This window comes from Sporomusaceae bacterium ACPt (assembly GCA_041428575.1).
In the GTDB taxonomy this organism is placed as follows: domain Bacteria; phylum Bacillota; class Negativicutes; order Sporomusales; family Sporomusaceae; genus Sporomusa_D; species Sporomusa_D carbonis.
On sequence record CP155570.1, the window covers coordinates 1,266,125 to 1,284,943 of the forward strand.

14 protein-coding genes, 4 tRNA genes and 1 pseudogene are annotated in these 18,819 nt (G+C 45.9%); 11 read left to right on the forward strand and 8 right to left on the reverse strand.

Annotated elements, in window-relative coordinates; translation table 11 throughout:
• Positions 1-5: 5 nt before the first annotated feature.
• Positions 6-1,019 (forward strand): galactose/methyl galactoside ABC transporter permease MglC, encoded by a 1,014-nt coding sequence (gene mglC, locus SCACP_RS06280; protein WP_425060509.1) that lies wholly within the window; start codon positions 6-8, stop codon positions 1,017-1,019.
• Positions 1,020-1,206: 187 nt separating this feature from the next.
• Here mglC and tnpC read toward each other — a convergent pair.
• The 3 genes and pseudogenes from tnpC to tnpA all read right to left on the reverse strand — a co-directional run bounded on the left by tnpC (position 1,207) and on the right by tnpA (position 3,529).
• A pseudogene (tnpC, locus tag SCACP_RS06285) lies at positions 1,207-2,774 on the reverse strand (IS66 family transposase).
• A gap of 61 nt (positions 2,775-2,835) precedes the next feature.
• A complete protein-coding gene (gene tnpB, locus SCACP_RS06290) occupies positions 2,836-3,183 on the reverse strand; it encodes an IS66 family insertion sequence element accessory protein TnpB (RefSeq protein ID WP_425057810.1) in 348 nt (115 codons plus the stop codon).
• 55 nt (positions 3,184-3,238) lie between these two features.
• A complete protein-coding gene (tnpA, locus tag SCACP_RS06295; protein ID WP_425057961.1) occupies positions 3,239-3,529 on the reverse strand; it encodes an IS66 family insertion sequence element accessory protein TnpA in 291 nt (96 codons plus the stop codon).
• A gap of 161 nt (positions 3,530-3,690) precedes the next feature.
• Between tnpA and hrpB the strand changes: the two genes are divergently transcribed.
• From hrpB to SCACP_RS06335, 8 genes are all read left to right on the forward strand, one after another.
• Complete coding sequence (gene hrpB, locus SCACP_RS06300) at positions 3,691-6,195, forward strand: ATP-dependent helicase HrpB (protein ID WP_425060510.1); 2,505 nt, start codon at positions 3,691-3,693, stop codon at positions 6,193-6,195.
• Between the two features lie 162 nt (positions 6,196-6,357).
• Positions 6,358-6,433, forward strand: a tRNA-His gene (locus SCACP_RS06305).
• Between the two features lie 17 nt (positions 6,434-6,450).
• Positions 6,451-6,526, forward strand: a tRNA-Gln gene (locus SCACP_RS06310).
• Positions 6,527-6,644: 118 nt separating this feature from the next.
• Positions 6,645-6,720, forward strand: a tRNA-Lys gene (locus tag SCACP_RS06315).
• Between the two features lie 13 nt (positions 6,721-6,733).
• Positions 6,734-6,816, forward strand: a tRNA-Leu gene (locus SCACP_RS06320).
• A gap of 807 nt (positions 6,817-7,623) precedes the next feature.
• Positions 7,624-7,956 carry a hypothetical protein gene (locus SCACP_RS06325; protein WP_425060511.1) on the forward strand — a complete coding sequence of 111 codons (333 nt, stop codon included), beginning with the start codon at positions 7,624-7,626 and terminating at the stop codon, positions 7,954-7,956.
• On the forward strand, positions 7,949-9,019 hold the full coding sequence (locus tag SCACP_RS06330; RefSeq protein ID WP_425060512.1) for a HigA family addiction module antitoxin: 1,071 nt from the start codon (positions 7,949-7,951) through the stop codon (positions 9,017-9,019). Before SCACP_RS06325 ends, SCACP_RS06330 begins: the two co-directional genes overlap by 8 nt.
• A 326-nt stretch (positions 9,020-9,345) precedes the next feature.
• Entirely contained in the window at positions 9,346-9,846 is a 501-nt protein-coding gene (locus tag SCACP_RS06335; protein ID WP_425060513.1) for a hypothetical protein, read from the forward strand.
• A gap of 113 nt (positions 9,847-9,959) precedes the next feature.
• Here SCACP_RS06335 and SCACP_RS06340 read toward each other — a convergent pair whose 3' ends face one another.
• Positions 9,960-10,562 (reverse strand): TetR/AcrR family transcriptional regulator, encoded by a 603-nt coding sequence (locus SCACP_RS06340; protein WP_425060514.1) that lies wholly within the window; start codon positions 10,560-10,562, stop codon positions 9,960-9,962.
• A gap of 85 nt (positions 10,563-10,647) precedes the next feature.
• Between SCACP_RS06340 and SCACP_RS06345 the strand changes: the two genes are divergently transcribed.
• Complete coding sequence (locus SCACP_RS06345; RefSeq protein WP_425060515.1) at positions 10,648-11,052, forward strand: putative ABC transporter permease; 405 nt, start codon at positions 10,648-10,650, stop codon at positions 11,050-11,052.
• Position 11,053: 1 nt separating this feature from the next.
• On the opposite strand, the gene SCACP_RS06350 is transcribed toward SCACP_RS06345, so the two are convergent.
• The 3 genes from SCACP_RS06350 to SCACP_RS06360 all read right to left on the reverse strand — a co-directional run bounded on the left by SCACP_RS06350 (position 11,054) and on the right by SCACP_RS06360 (position 16,468).
• The gene (locus SCACP_RS06350; RefSeq protein ID WP_425060516.1) at positions 11,054-15,295 is read right to left on the reverse strand and encodes an acyl-CoA dehydratase activase-related protein; all 4,242 of its coding nucleotides are present in this window, start codon (positions 15,293-15,295) and stop codon (positions 11,054-11,056) included.
• Between the two features lie 371 nt (positions 15,296-15,666).
• Complete coding sequence (locus tag SCACP_RS06355) at positions 15,667-15,885, reverse strand: hypothetical protein (RefSeq protein ID WP_425060517.1); 219 nt, start codon at positions 15,883-15,885, stop codon at positions 15,667-15,669.
• Between the two features lie 229 nt (positions 15,886-16,114).
• Positions 16,115-16,468: a winged helix-turn-helix transcriptional regulator gene (locus tag SCACP_RS06360; RefSeq protein ID WP_425060518.1), complete on the reverse strand. Its 354-nt coding sequence runs from the start codon at positions 16,466-16,468 to the stop codon at positions 16,115-16,117.
• A 198-nt stretch (positions 16,469-16,666) separates the two neighbouring features.
• On the opposite strand from SCACP_RS06360, the gene SCACP_RS06365 reads away from it, so the two are divergent.
• Entirely contained in the window at positions 16,667-17,056 is a 390-nt protein-coding gene (locus SCACP_RS06365) for a pyridoxamine 5'-phosphate oxidase family protein (protein WP_425060519.1), read from the forward strand.
• 235 nt (positions 17,057-17,291) lie between these two features.
• Here the strand turns inward: SCACP_RS06365 and SCACP_RS06370 are convergent, their stop codons facing one another.
• Positions 17,292-18,593, reverse strand: coding sequence for a [Fe-Fe] hydrogenase large subunit C-terminal domain-containing protein (locus SCACP_RS06370; protein ID WP_425060520.1), 1,302 nt, complete (start codon positions 18,591-18,593; stop codon positions 17,292-17,294).
• Positions 18,594-18,819 lie beyond the last annotated feature (226 nt).

Genomic DNA, 18,819 nt, shown 5'->3' on the forward strand with positions numbered 1-18,819 from the left:
AAGCAGTGAATTTCGACGCAAAAAAGATACAAGACTTTTTCATGCAACATGCCATCTATATTGTGTTGATCGTGTTGACAGTCGCTATTGCCATATATGACCCGCGTTTCTTATCAGTCACCACGATCCGTGATATTTTGCTCCAATCTTCTACCCGGGTAATCATTGCTCTGGGTGCCGCCTTTGTTTTAATCACCGGTGGAGTTGACCTTTCGACAGGCCGTGTTGTTGGCTTAACTGCAGTATTATCAGCTTCAATGTTGCAGGTTGCCGACTATTCCCGACGGTTTTACCCCGACCTTCCTGACCTGCCGATCTGGCTGCCAATTTTGCTGGCTGTACTTGCCGGTCTTGCTGTCGGTATCGTTAATGGATTCATAGTTGCCAGGCTAAGCGTTCCGCCATTTATCGCCACATTAGGCACTATGGTTATTGTTTACGGGGTAAACTCTATCTATTTTGACATGAAGCCTAACGAATCCCAGCCGATTGGCGGCCTTCGGCCCGACTTCACCGAGATTGGCTCTGGCGCATTAGGGGTCGGACCTTATTCCATACCCTATATAGTTATCATTGCGATTCTGATATCGGTTATTGTCTGGGTTATTTTCAACAAGACCCGATTGGGCAAAAATATGTATGCTATTGGCGGCAACGTAAATGCCGCTGTCGTATCAGGTATCAATGTCGGTCTTAACCTCCTGATCCTGTACTCTATTGCCGGCGCGCTGTACGGTCTGGCCGGCGTGCTTGAAGCCGCCCGTACCGGCGGCGCCACCAATAATTATGGCAACATGTACGAACTTGATGCCATTGCGGCCTGTGTTGTTGGCGGCGTTTCGACAGCAGGCGGCATCGGTACTGTGCCCGGAGTCCTGGCCGGTGTGCTGATCTTCGGGGTAATCAACTATGGCTTGACCTTCATCGGTATGAACCCATACTGGCAACTGATTATTAAAGGCCTCATTATTGTATCTGCTGTTGCCTTTGATATCCGGAAGTATTTGGCCAAGAAGTAAACGGTAGTGCCTCTGATGCTGAGACTGTCTGAAACGGGCAGTCTCCTTTTTATTTTCCGTGCCTGGACTATCCAGTCGCTATTTATAAAGAGGACTATAAAACTGTAAGCGTCAAAGCAAAACCACCTATCAATAAAAAACCACCTGATGTACGATATGATAAAACATCAGATGGCTGTTGGAACCGTTATGCTTTTTTATTAGGCATTTTACAGCTTACAGGAATTTCTTCAGCCCACGGAAGTAGTTTTTCAATACAGAGCGTATCCTGCAGTTGGATTTGCCTAAAGGCATATTCCAGATAAGCTTGTGGATTTAATCCGTTTTCTATGGCCGTTTGGATTATGCTGTAAACAGCGGCGGACGATTTTGCGCCACCAGGCGTATTGCAAAACAGCCAGTTTTTTCGTCCAATCACAAAAGGCTTGATAGATCGCTCCGCACGATTATTCGATATTTCGATGCGGCCATCGGCCAAATAGGCTGTCAGATACTTTTTCTGATTTTGGGCATAGGTAAGCGCCTTGCCCAGTAGACTTTGCGGCAAGGTATCAGCCCAACAAGCTTCTATCCATTTATAAAACTCTTCGATAATTGGTTTAGCTTCTTTTTGCCTTAGTTCATGCCGTTCTTCCGGCGTCATGTGCTCGGCCTTTTTTTCAACGTCGAAAAGCTTATTGCAATAGGCAAGACCTATCGCTTCTTTACTATTCGGCTGTTTAGCCGCAGGGCCGACCAAGGCTTCATTGAATTTTCTCCGAACATGTGCCCAACAGCCGCACAAGGTTACACCGGCTTCTTCTACCTTGTGATAGCCATGCCAACCATCGGTCTGAAGATAGCCGGAAAACCCTGCAAGGTACGCCTTGGCAAATTGCCCGCTGCGCCCTTCCTGGTAGTCATAGAGCACAACCGGATGATCCGTATCCCCGGACGTTCGATATAACCACATATAGGAATCTGTCTGTGCCGGTCTGCCGGGTTCACACAACACTTCCAGAGTAGTTTCATCGGCGTGCAACAAATCCCTTGAAAGCAACTCTTTTTTTAGGGCTGCTAACAAAGGCTCCAAAAGTGCGACACCTTTAATAACCCAGTTGGACAGGTTTTGGCGGGAAAGCGTTACGCCAAGCCGCTTAAATTCCTGCTCCTGCCGATACAGCGGCATAGCATTGACGAATTTTTGGCTCATGATATAGGCCATAAGCTCGGCGGATACCATGCTCTTAGGCAGCAACGCTTTCGGCGCGTTAGCCGTGATGATCGGCGTCTCTATATTGTTTTTCTCGCAATTTCGGCAACCGTATACATAGTTTACGTGCTCGATAACCTTGACCTTTGCCGGAACAATCGTCAATTCCTTACGTACTTCCTTGCTCATAACATGCAGCTCTTCACCGCAAGCAGGGCAGGTCTGTTCACCTTCTGGCAGAGTATATTCAATCACTTCTACCGGCAAGTCCTTTATGTTTTCTCCGCGTTTACCCTTTTTGCGCTGATAACTGATGGTTTCCACGTCCGGCTCCACAGCAATCGGTTGGCGCTCAGCTTCCGCCTCATTGAAGAGGTTTAACTGTTCCTGGTCATCGCGTTTACTTTTTTCCGAAGAAGCGCCAAACTTTTTTGGCGAAGCAGCTTCAACTGCTCCATATACCACTTGTTGAGCGCTTCCAATTCCTGAACGCGTTTCTTTAATTCCGCATTTTCTTCTTCAAGCTGTGCCTGTGTTTGCAAGAAAAAATCCTCATTTCCGATACCATTTTCTTATCTTCTATTATACCGGAAAATGAGGCGAAAAGCCAGTAAAATCAATACTTTAGCGGCTTTTTAAAACTTGCGTGCGACGCAGTTTTTGTTCGATGCCCGGGCTTTGAATCAGGTTCCACAGTTCTTCTGTGGTAAGCGCCATGGTGGCGTCGTCAAGTGTCGGCCATTTGAAACGGCCTCGTTCCAAGCGCTTTAAATGCAGCCAAAAGCCGTTGTCTTCCCAAGTTAAAATCTTAATTCGATTGCGTTGTTTGTTGCAAAAGACGAACAGTGCTTTTTGAAACGGATCCAACTTAAAACTATGCTGCACCAATGCGCTTAAGCCATTAATGGATTTACGCATATCGGTGTCCCCGCAGGCTAAAAAGACTGGTGTATGTTCCGATAGTTTCAGCATACTTCCACCAGTACGCCAAGCACCGTTGCCAAGAGTTTTTTATCTGTTTTAGTATCTACGGCAATTTTGCATTTGCCGATTTGTATTTCGAGGCTGGCTGATCGTTCTGGCGCAGCCTGGATGACAGGAATCCAGTTTTGTACCGGTTGCGGCTGGTCCTGCTTTTTTCGTGCTGCAGCCATCTCTGCAATGTGCTCAGGCCAATAGCATTTTCCTGGCACCATTCTTTTTTGCTTAGGCCACTGGCTTTATATGCTGCTATCAGCGCTGCTTTTTCGACAGCACAGTAGGCCTTACGCTTGCTTGTTATTGTATTTTCCATACAGCTTATCCCTCCTGAGATCATTATCCCAGGATTGAAGCATATACGCTATGTGGGGATACTTTTACGCTTACATAAAACTTAAAGGTTTGACGATTTTTGTATTGTACCCTACTATCATACTAATTTTTCAGTATAATAATGATATCAATACTTATTGTTTTTATTGTTTTATGAGGTGACCAATGCATAATCTGCCTATTGATGAAATATTACCTGAGCTTAAAACGGCACTCAGATCAAATGTTAACGCCGTGCTGGTGGCTCCGCCCGGCTCGGGTAAGACAACACGCATTCCGCTAGCGCTTATGAACGAGTCTTGGCTCAACAGCCGCCGTATCCTGATGCTTGAGCCACGGCGCCTGGCCGCTCGCGCCGCCGCGCGTTACATGGCCCGGACTTTGGGAGAACAAGTGGGGGAAACTGTGGGTTACCGGGTCAGAATGGATACCCGGGTTGGGCCTCGGACCCGCATCGAGGTAATCACTGAAGGTGTACTTACCCGGATGCTCCAAGCCGACCAAGCGCTTGACGGTGTTGGGTTAATCATATTTGACGAGTTTCATGAGCGAAGTCTCCATGCCGACCTTGGGCTGGCATTGGCACTGGAATCTCAGGCCGTTCTCAGGGAAGATTTACGGTTATTAGTCATGTCGGCAACGCTTGATGCCGGACCAGTAGCTCGTCTTCTTGGTAACGCCCCAGTAATAACTGGTAGAGGGCAGGCCTTCCCGGTGGATACCCATTATCTCGCACGGCGTGGTGAAGGCCGCATTGAACCTGCTGTTATAAGCGCTGTTTTTAAAGCACTTGCTAGCAACACTGGCGATATATTGGTGTTCTTGCCCGGCACCGGTGAAATCAACCGCGTACATGCGGGGCTCATTGAGCTTGGCATAGAGCAGCAGGCGCGTGTTGTGCCACTCTATGGGAATCTGCCGCCAGCCGCCCAAGATCTCGCTATTTTGCCCAGCCCACCCGGTCAGCGCAAAGTTGTGCTGGCTACGTCTATTGCGGAAACAAGTCTTACCGTTGAAGGAGTACGGACGGTAATTGACAGCGGACTCATGCGGGTGCCGCGTTATTCGCCGCGTACCGGTCTGACTCGTTTAGAGACTGTTCCGGTTTCTCAGGCTGCTGCTGACCAGCGGCGGGGCCGGGCAGGACGTCTGGGACCAGGAGTGTGTTATCGGCTTTGGACCGAACATGACGGTATGTATCTGGAGCCTAGTACGACTCCGGAAATTTTAGCGGCTGATTTAACGCCGCTGGCTCTTGAGCTTGCCGCATGGGGAGTAGCGAGACCGGAGCAATTGCAATGGCTTGATTTGCCACCTGAAGCATCATTTGGTCAGGCCCGGGAATTACTTATCAAGCTAGGTGCACTGGATACCAACGGCAGCATTACTCCGCATGGGCGGCATATGGTTCAAACCGGCCTGCATCCGCGGTTAGCCCATATGGTACTTAAAGCGCTAGAAATCGGACTTGGCGGGCTGGCGTGCGAATTGGCAGTTATCCTCAGTGATCGGGACTTTTTTAGAAGTGGCGATAATCTGCTTGATGTTGATCTGCGCCTGAGGGTTGAGGCTGTCCGCAGGATTTGTGCCGGGGGAATGATTGCCGGTCAAAGCTTCGATATTGGGGTGTGCCGGCGAATTCGGGCTGAAAGTGACCGGCTCAAGCAGGATTTTGGCATTGAGTCCAATTGCCAGGGTGATGCCGAAGCTTGTGGGCTCGTACTGGCTTTTGCCTATCCTGACCGGATTTCTCAGCAGCGAGAGGCCGGCCGATTTTTGCTGGAGAGCGGCCGGGGGGCAATAATGGCTAAAGAACAGCTTTTGGCGCATATGCCGTACCTGGTGGCTGCCGAACTTGATGGACAAGGCAGCGAGAGCCGGATTTTTCTTGCCGCGCCTGTAAGCTTGGACGAAATAAGGCAGCATTTTCAGCAGCAGATAGTGACGGAGACCATTGTTGCCTGGGACCGGGCGGCGCAGGCTGTGCGGGCCAGAAATTATGAGCGTTTGGGCGCACTAATATTAAAGGATAGTCCTTGTACTCACCCTAACCCTGCAGCCATAGCAGCGGCTTTGCTTGCCGGTATTGCCCGGGAAGGCCTGGGGATATTGCCGTGGACGCGGGCATCAATCCAGTTTCGTAACAGGCTGCTGTTCATCCACCATTGGGAAAAGGGGTGGCCTGATGTCTCTGACGAAGCGCTGGTCGCAACGTTGGATAGCTGGCTTGCGCCCTATGTATATGGTTTGACAAGCCGGGCTGAGCTGGAGCGGCTAAATCTGGCTGCAATTTTAGAAGATATGCTTGCCTGGGACCAACGGCGCGAGCTTGATGAATACGCGCCTACACATATTATTGTACCCAGTGGTCAGCGTATTCCTATAGATTACACGGTTCCTGACCGTCCGGTATTGGCTGTAAAGTTGCAGGAAATGTTTGGACTCAAGGAAACGCCGTGTATTGCCCATGGAAAGGTGCCATTAACGCTGCACTTACTGTCACCGGCACAGCGGCCGGTTCAGGTAACGCAGGATCTAGCTAACTTTTGGCGCAATACATATTTTGAAGTAAAAAAAGACTTAATGGGACGTTATCCAAAACATTACTGGCCTGATGATCCAACGAGTGCCATTCCAACTAGCCGCGTCCGTCCTAAAATACAAACATAATATCCACGAATTACCTATTGCATAATGATAATTTATTTGCTATACTAACAGACGTCGTGTGCGACAGTTATGAAAAGGCAACAACAAAAAGTCATAACTGATGCTTGACATAAAGATGTTGGTGTGATAGAATGAATTCTGTCGTTAACGACAAACTACATGGTGGCTATGGTGAAGCGGTTAACACGGCGGATTGTGGCTCCGTTACGCGAGGGTTCGAATCCCTCTAGTCACCCCAGTTTAATTTAAAAAAGTAGGGGCGTAGCCAAGTCGGTAAGGCAACGGACTTTGACTCCGTCATGCGTTGGTTCGAGTCCAGCCGCCCCTGCCATTTGCTATGAGGCAGCTACTACGTAGCTTTGAATATTCATCTGTTGCATCTGTGTTCAATGAGTGTATTCCTCAACTTAGTACAATTGTGGTATATGGTTAGTTGTTATTTAGACGATGACCCACTAGCTCAGTCGGTAGAGCACCTGACTTTTAATCAGGGTGTCGATGGTTCGAGTCCATCGTGGGTCACCAGTTAATTATATATGCGGGAGTGGCGGAATTGGCAGACGCACCAGACTTAGGATCTGGCGGGTAACCGTGGGGGTTCAAGTCCCTTCTCCCGCACCAATTCATAATGACAAGGCTTTTTGGGTTTTTGCCCAAGAGGCCTTTTTTAGTTTTGTACAGCAACCGTACAGCAACGCTGTTGTAACTTTATATAGCGATATGTGAAAATGTCACTTCTTTTTGGCTGATGCGGGCATATTTTTTTCAAGCCAGTCAGCAATGCCGCTTTGTCTGGCTGGGACATGGTGTGTATAGGTGTCCATCGTCATGGAGATATTGGCATGCCCCAGCCTGTCCTGTACATCTTTCTGATGCCAGCCACGGCCTTTTCAGGAGAATATCTTGGAGGTACTTGCCGAACGGTTTAATGTTGTCAAGCAGTAATGCGTTCCGGCAACTTGGAATAAAACGCTTTACGGAAAAGGGCGGCGTCGCATTGAGATGGCTTATAATAATTGATGACGTTAAATTTTAACAGACGATGGTATTTCATGGCCGTATTCAATGCGCGGGTAATGTTTTCCCGGTGTTTAGAATACCCGGAATACTTCGCTCCAATGAAGGTTAAGTTCATTGTTTCTAAGTTGCGTCGTTAGATTGGAAAAATCGCTCGACGCATATACGGCATCGGCAATCGACAGGCCTCCCATAAGCGTGGGCGGGGTCTTTTTTCCGGCTTCGTCGAAAAAGAGTTGAAGCTTGATTTGGAAAATCTTGTTTATTTTCCGGCAGGATGACATTAATTAATAAAGAAGTACAATATCTGTATGGTGTAGGTAGCTCGCCAAAACAAAATTGAGAAAATATTTTACAGTAAAAATAATTAACCTAATAGGTTAATAAAAATTGACATAATGGAGCAAGCTAGTGTATATTAAATATAGGAATAACCGATTACAAATACTGCTAAATAATGAGAAAAAGCTGACGCAGGAGTACGGGCCAAAGAATGCCCGGAAGATAGTGCTTCGCCTTAGCCAGATTACGGCTATGCCTACGCTAGGGCATTTGCTTCAAAGCCGCTTGGGGCGTTGTCATGCCTTGCAGGGTGATTATGCTGGCATGTACGCGATGGATTTGGAGGGGGGCTTTCGTCTTATTTTTCGGCCTGTCCAGGAGAAAGGGCAGGCCAATGTTAGCGAGGATCTGTTCACGGTTGAAATCGTCATGATTATGGAGGTGACCGATTATCATGGATGAAAAATACCAAGCTGTTATCGCAATACCTCCGGGAGAAACACTGGCTGAAATGCTGGAAGACCGGGAGATGTCACAAAAAGATTTAGCCAATCGCACCGGTCTCACGCCTAAGCATATTAACGAGATCATTCAAGCAAAAGCTCCGATTACCGTAGATACAGCTCTTAAGTTTGAGGCAGTGCTGGGAACTCCCGCATCTTTTTGGACTAACCTGGAGGCAAACTATCAAGAAACATTAGCCCGTTTGTCAGTTGAGGCCGCACTGGAAAGTGAAATTCCACTGCTCGGTCAAATTCCGTATGCGGAATTAGCAAAGCTTGGGCTGGTAAAGGTAACCCGGAATAACCGGGAACGAGTGCTTTCAGCACGCGAGTTTTTTTCTGTCGCGTCGCTTGAAAGATTGCCGGAAATTGTTCCGGCCGCGTTCCGCACAGCTACCGCGCATGAAGCGTCTCCGCTCGCCCTGGCGGCATGGCTTCGCTGTGGTGAGCGGGCAGCACAGGCAATGTCTGTGTCTTCTTTTCAAAAAGACAAACTGAAAGCTTCACTACCGGCGCTTCGTTCATTAACATTGCAGCCGCAGCAAACGATTCAGTCCAAGCTGCAGGAGATCTGCAGCGAAAGCGGTGTGGCTGTTGTTTTTGTCCCGCATCTGCCGAAAACCTATGTTCACGGTGCGGCATATTGGCTAAGTCCCCAGCGGGCCGTTGTACAGATGAGCTTTCGGAGAAAATATGCTGACGTCTTCTGGTTTTCGTTCTTCCATGAAATTGGCCATATCTTATTAGGCCACAGTAAGAAAGAAGTTTTTATCAGCTATGACACTCCTGGGACTGCTAGCCTGAAAGAAGAAGGGGAAGCAGACCGATTTGCCGCTGATGTACTCATCCCTTCATCAGCCTATCGGGCATTTGTAAAAAAAGGGGATTACTCCGTGTTTGCTATCCGGGCTTTTGCTGACGAAATTAATATTCATCCCGGAATTGTTGTGGGACGGCTTCAGCATGATCGCCATTTAATCTATCAGCAGGCTAACCAGTTAAGAGAACAATATGAATTTTAGATTCATACCTTGCTGCCGCGCATCTATAGCGGATGTTTGATAGTGTCGTTATGTAATAGATGATGGACTGCCTCGCATTTGGGCAGGTCATCACCGGAAAGCCACATTGTCGCTGATGTCCGCTAACTACTTCAATAGGCTGACAGGCCAGCGCCGTGAGGCGAGCGACCGGGATGGCGACAGAGACCATGTCGCACGGACCGATGCGGAGCGGGCAACGAACGCCAGAAACACCCCGACGCTTTGGGACGCATATGTGATTGTGTGACGGTTTGTGATATAATAAAGCAAAATGACGCGATATAACAGCAAAGGGGTGTGTGGGGATGGAAAAAATTCTACAGCAGCTGCTTGAAGGACAAAAGCAACTGTTCGAGGGACAAAAGCAACTGTTCGAGGGACAGAAGCAGCTATTCGAGGGACAGAAGCAGCTATTCGAGGGACAGCAGCAGCTATCCGCTCGTCTGGACAAGCTGGAGAGCAAGGCGGATGGTCTGGAGATTACGCTTAAGGAAAACGTTGATGTAACCAAGGGCTTGAGACACTGGGCGGAGGAACTTAATGCCCAGTTGCACAGTCTTGGTCATAACATGACCAGGATTGAAGGAAAAGTGAGCCAACTTGACGTTAAAGTGGACCAGTTGTATGAAAGAGTAGGCCAGTTGGATGAAAAGTTGGACAAGCTTGACGACAGACTGGCCAGTGTGGAGCGGAACGTTGCGCGGATTGATGGAACTGTGTACTCTATGGCTGGTGATATGACTTTTCTTCTTCGCAAGACGGGTGAGCATGGAGAAGCTATTATGCATTTGAGCCGGGCGAAGTAAAAGACATAGCGCCTACCTAGGCAACCTGAACCTGGGTAGGCGCTATCTTTTTGCCTGTGGCGGCTCTCTTGTGCAACAACCGGGGTAAAAAGATACGGCGATATGTAAAAATGTTAAGTATTTAATAATGATTTTAGTACCAAGTCAATATATCTGTAGCGGCAGTCCTGATCGTAATAATCAAAATGTGCCAGGCTTTTCATCTTGGCACCTACCAATACCGGGAATTCCAAACAACTGAACATCTGGAAAATTTTCATTATTAACTCGGTTTCACTTGCCTGTGTTCGGGTAATTTCCTGTACCGATACTTTTAACTTGTTTAAACCAATTTGCTTCATAAATTCGAAATATTCAATAGTCGCTGCTGAATCATGTAATACTTGGTCAACGAAATTGCGGAAAATATCCGGATATTCCAGGGTATAATCGGCATAACTTCTGAGAAAATTCCTAATCCTTACCTCCGGTGGTATCCCCAAGTCATCAAGGTAATCAAAGGAAGTCAACAGCTTATCTGCAAAGGTTTTTAATGCTTCGTTAATAACATTGTCTTTGGAGCCAAAATAGTAGTTTATAGTAGCTACATTAACATCTGCCATGGCAGCAATTTTTCGACTGGTTACATGCTGAACACCTTTAGTACCAATAATCCTCAAAGTAGCATCCAGAATTTTTTCCTTAGGTGTCGATTTATTGTCCAAACCGCTCTTCAATTGCTACCAACTCCTTTAATGGACTTTAGAGGGCGTATAGGTCTTAGCAGCGAATAAATGCCTGTTACAGGTTTACACTATAAATATGAAGCGCGTTATCATTTATGGATTATTAGGCTGGTGTCTCGAAATTATCTGGACAGGTTTAGGATCACTGTTAACCGGAGATGTTCGCCTGACTGCCAAGACTTATTTATGGATGTTTCCAATATACGGCTTAACAATATTATTTGAGCCAGTGCATGATACAATTCGCCTCTGGCCGGTATGGGCGCGGGGAAGCGTCTGGATGCTGCTCTGTTTTGCCGTAGAGTATCTCACGGGCTGGATACTACGCACTGTACTCGGCACTGCACCTTGGGATTATTCCGGAGCTATCTTCAATATTAATGGATTAATTCGTTTAGATTATGCCCCTGCATGGTTCGCCGCCGGCCTGTTATTCGAGAAAATACACGATTGGTTAGATCAAAACCGAATATACCCGTAATTTAGTCCGTACCCTGCCCAAGTTTCGCTTTAGCCACGGCCAGCATTAATTTTATCCGGTTTAGCTGATTAACCTCACTGGCCCCGGGATCATAGTCGATGGGGATAATATTGATGTCCGGGTAGCAGCGGCGCAACTCTCTAATCATACCTTTGCCGGTAATGTGATTAGGTAAGCAGGCAAACGGCTGTAAACATAAAATATTATCGACCCCGCAGTGAATCAGCTCAACCATCTCACCGGTCAACAGCCAGCCTTCACCTGTTATATTACCTAAGGATAGATGCTTTGCCGCCATTCTGGCAATATGTTCAATAGTAAACGGTGGTGAAAAGCGTTTGCTGGTCTTTAGTGCTCTGCGGAGATGACGGCGGAAAAACTCAACCAACCTGATAAATAGATTGCCTTTGAGCTTATTGATTAAGGTGCCGGCCAACAAGTCATATTGTACCTTGCTGTCATAAGCAGAGTATAGGAAGAAATCCAGCAGGTCAGGTACAACGACTTCCGCACCCTCACTTTCCAACAGTTCGACAAGGTTGTTGTTAGCTATTGGATGATATTTTACCAGGATTTCACCAACTAGACCGACACGTGGCTTAATCTTCCGCTCATCAATTTCCAGGTTGTCAAAATCTCGGACAATTCCGAAAATATTATTTTTAAAATTACGTTTGCCTCCTGTTAACATGTCCTGACGACACTTGGCAGCCCAATAATCGCACAGCTCTTGAGCCGAACCGGGACGTTTTTCATACGGTCGTACCCGATAAAGCACCCGCATCAACAGGTCTCCATAAATAATACCTATTATTAAGTTCTCGAGCAGTGATAATGTCAAAGAAAAGTCTGATTGCTTTCCACTTCTTAAAGCAATAACCGGTATCTGGGGCATGCCGGCATCTTTGAAGGCTTTGCGGGCTATTGCAACATAATTAGTTGCCCGACAGCCGCCGCCGGTCTGGGTCAATATAACTGAGGTATTATTCAAGTCATACCGCCCCGATTTCAAGGCCTGTAACAGTTGCCCAACAACAATAATAGTAGGGTAACAGGCATCGTTATGTACAAACTTTAAACCTTCATCAATTGCCGTTTTGTCAGGCATGGGAGCTACCACCAGGTGAAATCCGGCTTGTTGAAAGCCGACTTCCAAAAATTGAAAATGAATGGGAGATAGTTGTGGTGCCAATATGATGTGGCGTTTTTTTATTTCAGCGCTAAAATTGCTAAAACCATGGTGGCGTCCGGCAGCCAGTTCTGCTGTTTGGTTGACAATAGAATGCCGCCCTCTGTCATTAAGCGCTGCCAACAGTGAGCGCACCCTAATTCTGGCTGTTCCCAGATTACTGATCTCATCCAGTTTAACTGCTGTGTAGATTCTATTGTGAGTTTCAAGAATTTCTTTTACCTGATCAATTGTAACTGCATCAAGCCCACAGCCGAAAGAGTTAATCTGGAGTAATTCAACATCAGGCTGCCTGGCAACAAAGTTTGCTGCTGCATATAGTCTGGAATGGTAACCCCATTGATCAACAACCCGCAGCGGCCTATTTACTGTGCCTAAATGCCGTACAGCATCTTCTGACAATACGACCAACCCATATGATTGGATTAGTTCAGGCAGACCATGATTAATTTCAGGATCAATATGATAGGGACGGCCTGCCAAAACAATTCCTTTAACATTCCTGTCAGCCATATAGGAAAGCGCTTCTTGGCCTTTACGCCTAACGTCGGATTTATATCGGTCCAGTTCGGCATAAGCCTCATCGGCCGCAGCAATAATCTCCTTCTTTGTAATATTTTCTCCCGCAAGCTCCTGCATCAGCCTGCTGATCAAGCGGTCACGATTGTTAAGCGGCAAAAACGGATGAAGGAATACTATTTCATTATCGCGCAGTACATCCATATTCGCCTTGATATTTTCCGGATAGGACGTAACGATCGGACAGTTATAACAGTTGTCGGCTGCCCGGTCTTCCTGAATGTTGTAAGGAATACACGGATAAAATATCTTTTTAACGCCTTTTTTAACTAAGTCGCTAATATGTCCGTGCACAAGTTTAGCCGGATAACAAATAGATTCTGAAGGGATGGTTTCCATTCCCAGCTCATATAACTGGCGGGACGAACGTCCGGATAAAATTACCCGATAGCTGAGTTTGGTAAAAAAAGTAAACCAAAAGGGATAATCTTCGTACATATTGAGCACGCGGGGAATACCAATAATTCCGCGGCGCGCCAGCGACTCGGCCAGAGGTTTATATTGAAACAGCCGTTGATACTTATAAGCATAAAGATTAGGCAGTTCATCGTTCAATTTAGCCTGGCCAACGCCTTGTTCGCAGCGATTTCCGGCATGATACTCCTGTCCGTTAGAAAAGCGGTGGGTGGTAATCAGACACTGGTTACCACATAATTGGCAGCGGTGATTCGTGGTATTAGCGGCAAAGCCGTCAAGCTCAGCCAACGACAACAGTGAGGTCTCTTTTTCTGGATCATACCGCTCTTGGGCAATAAGCGCTGCGCCAAAAGCACCCATGAGGCCGGAAATATCCGGGCGGACAACCTCTCGGCCGATGGCTTGTTCCAGAGCCCGCAGCACAGCATCATTGTAAAAAGTACCACCCTGAACGACGATCTTTTCGCCCAGATCCGCGGTATTTTTCAGGCGGATCACTTTAAATAAGGCATTTTTAACAACGGATATTGCTAACCCGGCCGAGATATCACTAACATCGACACCTTCTTTTTGCGCCTGCTTGACTTTGGAGTTCATAAAAACAGTACAGCGGCTACCAAGATCAACCGGTTTTTTCGCCTTTAAACCAAGCTGAGAAAAGTCTTTAACAGTCATATTCATAGCTTGGGCAAAAGTTTCAATAAACGAGCCACAGCCTGCAGAACAAGCTTCATTGAGCATAATGGAATCAATTATGCCATCCCGCACAAAAAAGCATTTTATGTCCTGACCGCCAATATCCAGCACAAAAGTAACGTCAGGTAAAAAGTGTTTGGCCGCCTTGAGATGAGCCACAGTTTCGACTTCGCCAATATCCACCTGCAAAGCAGCTTTGATGAATTGCTCACCATAACCGGTAACAGTCGAATAAACAATCCGTGTATTGTCATTCAGACGTTGATATATATCTTTAAGCGCCGTAATTACTGTCTCCAGCGGTTTGCCTCTGTTACTGCCATAATAGGAATACAATAAGCTTCCATCCTCGGCAATAAGCGCCAGTTTAGTTGTCGTTGATCCGGCATCAATTCCCAAATAGGCCTTACCAATATACTCTGTTAGGTTTACCCGCTTGACAGCATGTTGCGCATGCCGGGCGGCAAATTGCTGATATTCTTTTTGATCAGTAAATAGGGGGCCCAGTGATTTTCGCTTTTCCAGGCGTTGTCCGAGCAACCGGGGGAGAGATTTCTCATGCAAAAGTTCATAAGGAACAGGTTCTTCCCGCAAAGCCAGTGCTGCGCCAATAGCAACAAAATAAGGCGAACATTCTGGGTTTAGTACCTGATCTTGTTTAAGCCCCAACGTTTCAATAAAACGCCGTCGCAACTCCGACAAAAAATACAGAGGACCCCCGAGAAAAGCTACTTTACCGCTAATCGCCCGGCCTTGAGATAAACTGCTGATCGTTTGATTCACAACGGCTTGCAAAATAGAAGCAGCAATATCTTCTTTGGAAATACCTTCATTCATCAGTGCCTGCACATCGGTTTTGGCAAATACGCCGCAACGGGAAGCAATCGGGTAAATGGTGCGATAATTTTTGGCAAGTTCATTTAAGCCCAAGGGATCGGTAGATAATAATGCCGCCATATGATCAATAAATGCACCGGTACCTCCGGCACAGACACCGTTCATGCGCTGTTCCACTGTGTTGCCAAAATAAGTAATCTTGGCATCTTCTCCGCCAAGTTCAATAACTGTGCCCGTATTAGGAATAATATGTTTGACGGCATTGGTGGAAGCGATTACCTCCTGGATAAAAGGCAGGCCAAGAGACTGGGAGATGCCAATGCCTGCCGAGCCTGTAAACATAACTGATAACAACTTTTGCCGCAGGACATGTTGGGCTTTGGCCGTCACGCTCTGAAAAGCAGCTGTTATATCGGAAAAATGTCGCACATATTGTTGAAATACAATGCTGTTTTTCTCATCGAGGATAACCATTTTTAGAGTTGTTGAACCGATGTCAATACCGACACGCAGAGCTTTATCCATTTTGTTCTTCTCTCCCATTACTCTACGAATACATAAAAGACTTATGGCTCATATAATAAATTTAAACACTGTTTAAATTTATTATATACTTGCAGTATAAAAATGGCAATTGTTTTTTTGTTGTGTGTCCTTGATCTGGTTGCCCATGTTTTTCTCTAAAACAAAAAAACTATCTACCGGCGATTTGATAGATAGCTGACAAATTCAATATACGTTTAGTTGCCGGAAATAAAAGGCAGTTTCTCTTCTTCATGAGGTTTCAGATGAATCACAACATCACATAAGCCTAGGTGATGCCACAATGATAGCAATTACCGGATCAATCCAGAGCCAGCCTGTTATCCGGATTAGAAACAAGCCTATTAATATATCTACCGACGTCCAGATGTCGGTTTTATGATTCCGATACTCTTATCCATGGGGATAGCCTCCTGATGAAAAGCTCTACTTTGATGTGCTTCGCCCGTCCCGCCGACTAAAATATCGGTGCAGCCCTGGTTGACCACCCAGTTGGGGATGACGCCGGGAGCATGGGGCGGTGGGGTCAGAGTATCAGGCTGGCCCAATAAGCGCCTTTGAAATTTTTTCAATGGTTAAGGTGACTTCCTCTATGTCGCCCCAAGGAATCTCTACAGGCTTATAATGAGTGACAGGAGCCGGTTGTTCAACTACGTTCTTTAATTTGACGATTCATAGTGCTTCTTTAAGTTTATGAAATATATTTCATAAATAATATGTAGTACCCAAAGGGGAATGTCAAGGAGAAAGTGATCTTGAGATATGTTTGCCGCAAAAAAGTTGATATTAATGCTCCAGATGTTAGACAATAGGCCCGCATTGCTCGCAAAAGCGGCATTTGGAGGTATGTTTAGTAGTGGCACTCATTCCCCACTTTCTCATTGCGGTCATAATCGGTAAAAGACTTTGTCCCATTGGGGTTAACGAATATTCAACCCGCGGGGGAATTTCCGAAAAAACTTTGCGTTCAATAAGTCCGTCGTCCTCCATTTCTCTAAGCTGTTGTGTCAGAATTTTTGCGCTGACTGTTCCAATGCTTTTATGTAATAAACCGAAACGTTTTCCACCTCCGAGCAGTTCGCGAATTATGAGAATTTTCCATTTTCCACTGATAAGAGAGAGCGTTATCTCTATTGGGCACTTTATCATTTCCATAATTTATTCTCCCCGCATTATATCTAGACCTTGTCTTTGCCATTCGTCAGTAAGTGGTCGGAAATTTTATTGGGTAATAGGCCCTTACTTACCTTTTGGATACCTATGTTACCCAAAAGTGCATACTTGTTTTTTCGTAACCTGCCAATATATCATATTATTGGCAGCTGTCAAAACTAACAAAGGGGGAAATGGGTAATGAAGACATTCAATGCCGAAGTTAAAACTTTTCTTGATGCTAATAAAATGTGGGTACTTGCTACGGCGGGGGATACCCCCAATGTCGTGCCTGTATATTTTACAAAGGTACTTAATGATAACAGGCTGATGCTCGTTGACGTTTTTATGAAAAAGACAATTGAAAATATTAAAAAAAATCCTAAAGTGGCGGTTACGGTGTACAATGCCGAGAAGCTTCAAGGTTACCAGCTCAAAGGGATTGCTTCATATATAAACGAGGGCTTCCTTATGAATGAAGGTAATGCTATGGCAGCCGCACTAAATTTGTCGGCCAAAGGTGTCGTAACGGTTGAAGTCGAGGAAATCATAGTAACGTCGCCTGGTCCAGAAATAGGAAAATCTCTTTAACCCTATCAGAAAAAGTAAGGTGTAGAAAATAGCTTAATAGGAGAGGAGGGAATGAGCTCACCCTTCTTTCCTTATAGGTTATTTAGGTAGATTTATTTTTCTTTTTGCTTATCAGCAGCATTGGTTGCTACCATTGTCGCGGTAACTGCTTCATTTGAATGCAAAAATCTCCTTGGAATTTTATTGCGAATTATTTTAATATTATTGTCACAATACCATATTAATTCCCCAAAAATTATCGCTTGGTTTTATGCAAGGACGGTGGTAACTTTTCGGCTAATCTTACCATCTCTTGCGCCAAATCACGGACTTTTTCTCTAAGTATAAATACGCAATCAGTTTTACTGGCGGTTCCCTGTGCAATGTCCTCAGCTAAGGCCTTACAATTCGGTGAACCGCAGGAACCACAATCAAGACCAGGTAGTTCTTTTAACGTCTTTTCCATTAGTTCCACCTTATACATCGCCTTGAAAATATCCTCGTCCAACCGTAGGATTGAGCGAGGCTCAATTGCGCGACGTTCAGCCACTCCTAATGCAACCTCAAGGTCACTCTGACAAAGAGTTTTGCCTTGAGCTACGTTTTTGGCAATCATTTTTTGTGTGCGTTGCTTAATTCGGTGTTGAGCAACAAAACGGTTTTCCACTGTTAATGGCCCCCCGATACAACCACCGGCGCATGCCAGTGCTTCGATATGATCAACATGGTTGAGTTTTCCTAAAGTGACTTGTTCCAGTATTTCGCTGACGCTACCGATTTCGTTGACAACCAGTGAATTCGAAACCTCCACAGCCGCATTTTCACCCCCGGACACGGTCCAACCGATACCAATCCAGGAAGCCCTTTGGCCCGAAAGACCGGCTGGCTGAACAGGCAAAGCTTTTAATAAATCACCGTAAATTTTCGATATACTTATTGCTCCGGTAACATTCGATTTTTCTGTGCCTAAAGGTTGCTTTACCGTAGTCATTTTTGCCGGACAAGGAGTAATAAACCAGATACCGATATCTTCAGACGGAATATTTAGCTTATGGATTGCCGCTGACCGGGCAATCCTGGCAGCAACCTCAACAGGCGCATCAATTGGAATCAAGTTGCCAATTAGTTCGGGGAACATTACCTGGATTAGGCGTACAACCGCCGGACAGGCGGATGAAATGGCAGGACGTTTAATATCGGAACGTTTCAGATATTCTTTGATACCTAAAGATACAATTTCCGCGGCTCGTGCTACTTCAAATACATCATCGAAACCCAGTTTCAACAGCGCGCACAGTATCGATTCAATTGGCGTGTCGGCGCTGAACTGCGCGTAAAGCGCCGGAGCCGGCAGAGCAATATTATATTTATACTGCTGGATATCATCAAGACAATCGGTTATCGCTGTTTTGGCATGATTGGCGCAACGGCGAATGCATTCGCCGCAATCTATACAACGTGCTTCAGTAATTTGCGCTTTGCCGTTACGAATGCGGATGGCCTCAGTCGGACATCGTCTAATACAATTGACGCATCCCTTACAGCGATCACTAATCAATCGTACGGAGTGAAAATACTCTTCCAAAGCCTTACACCACACAATCTTATGCAAAATAATTGGCGATTTGCCCTATTAGAGGCTGTTTCAAACCGCCCATATGCGTTGTTGCTCACTATTTATGTTGCATGCGTGATTAATTATGAAATATATTTCATAATTAATATATAATATCTTACAAGAAATGTCAAGAAGTGAATTTACACCGGGGATTGTTACCGCTATA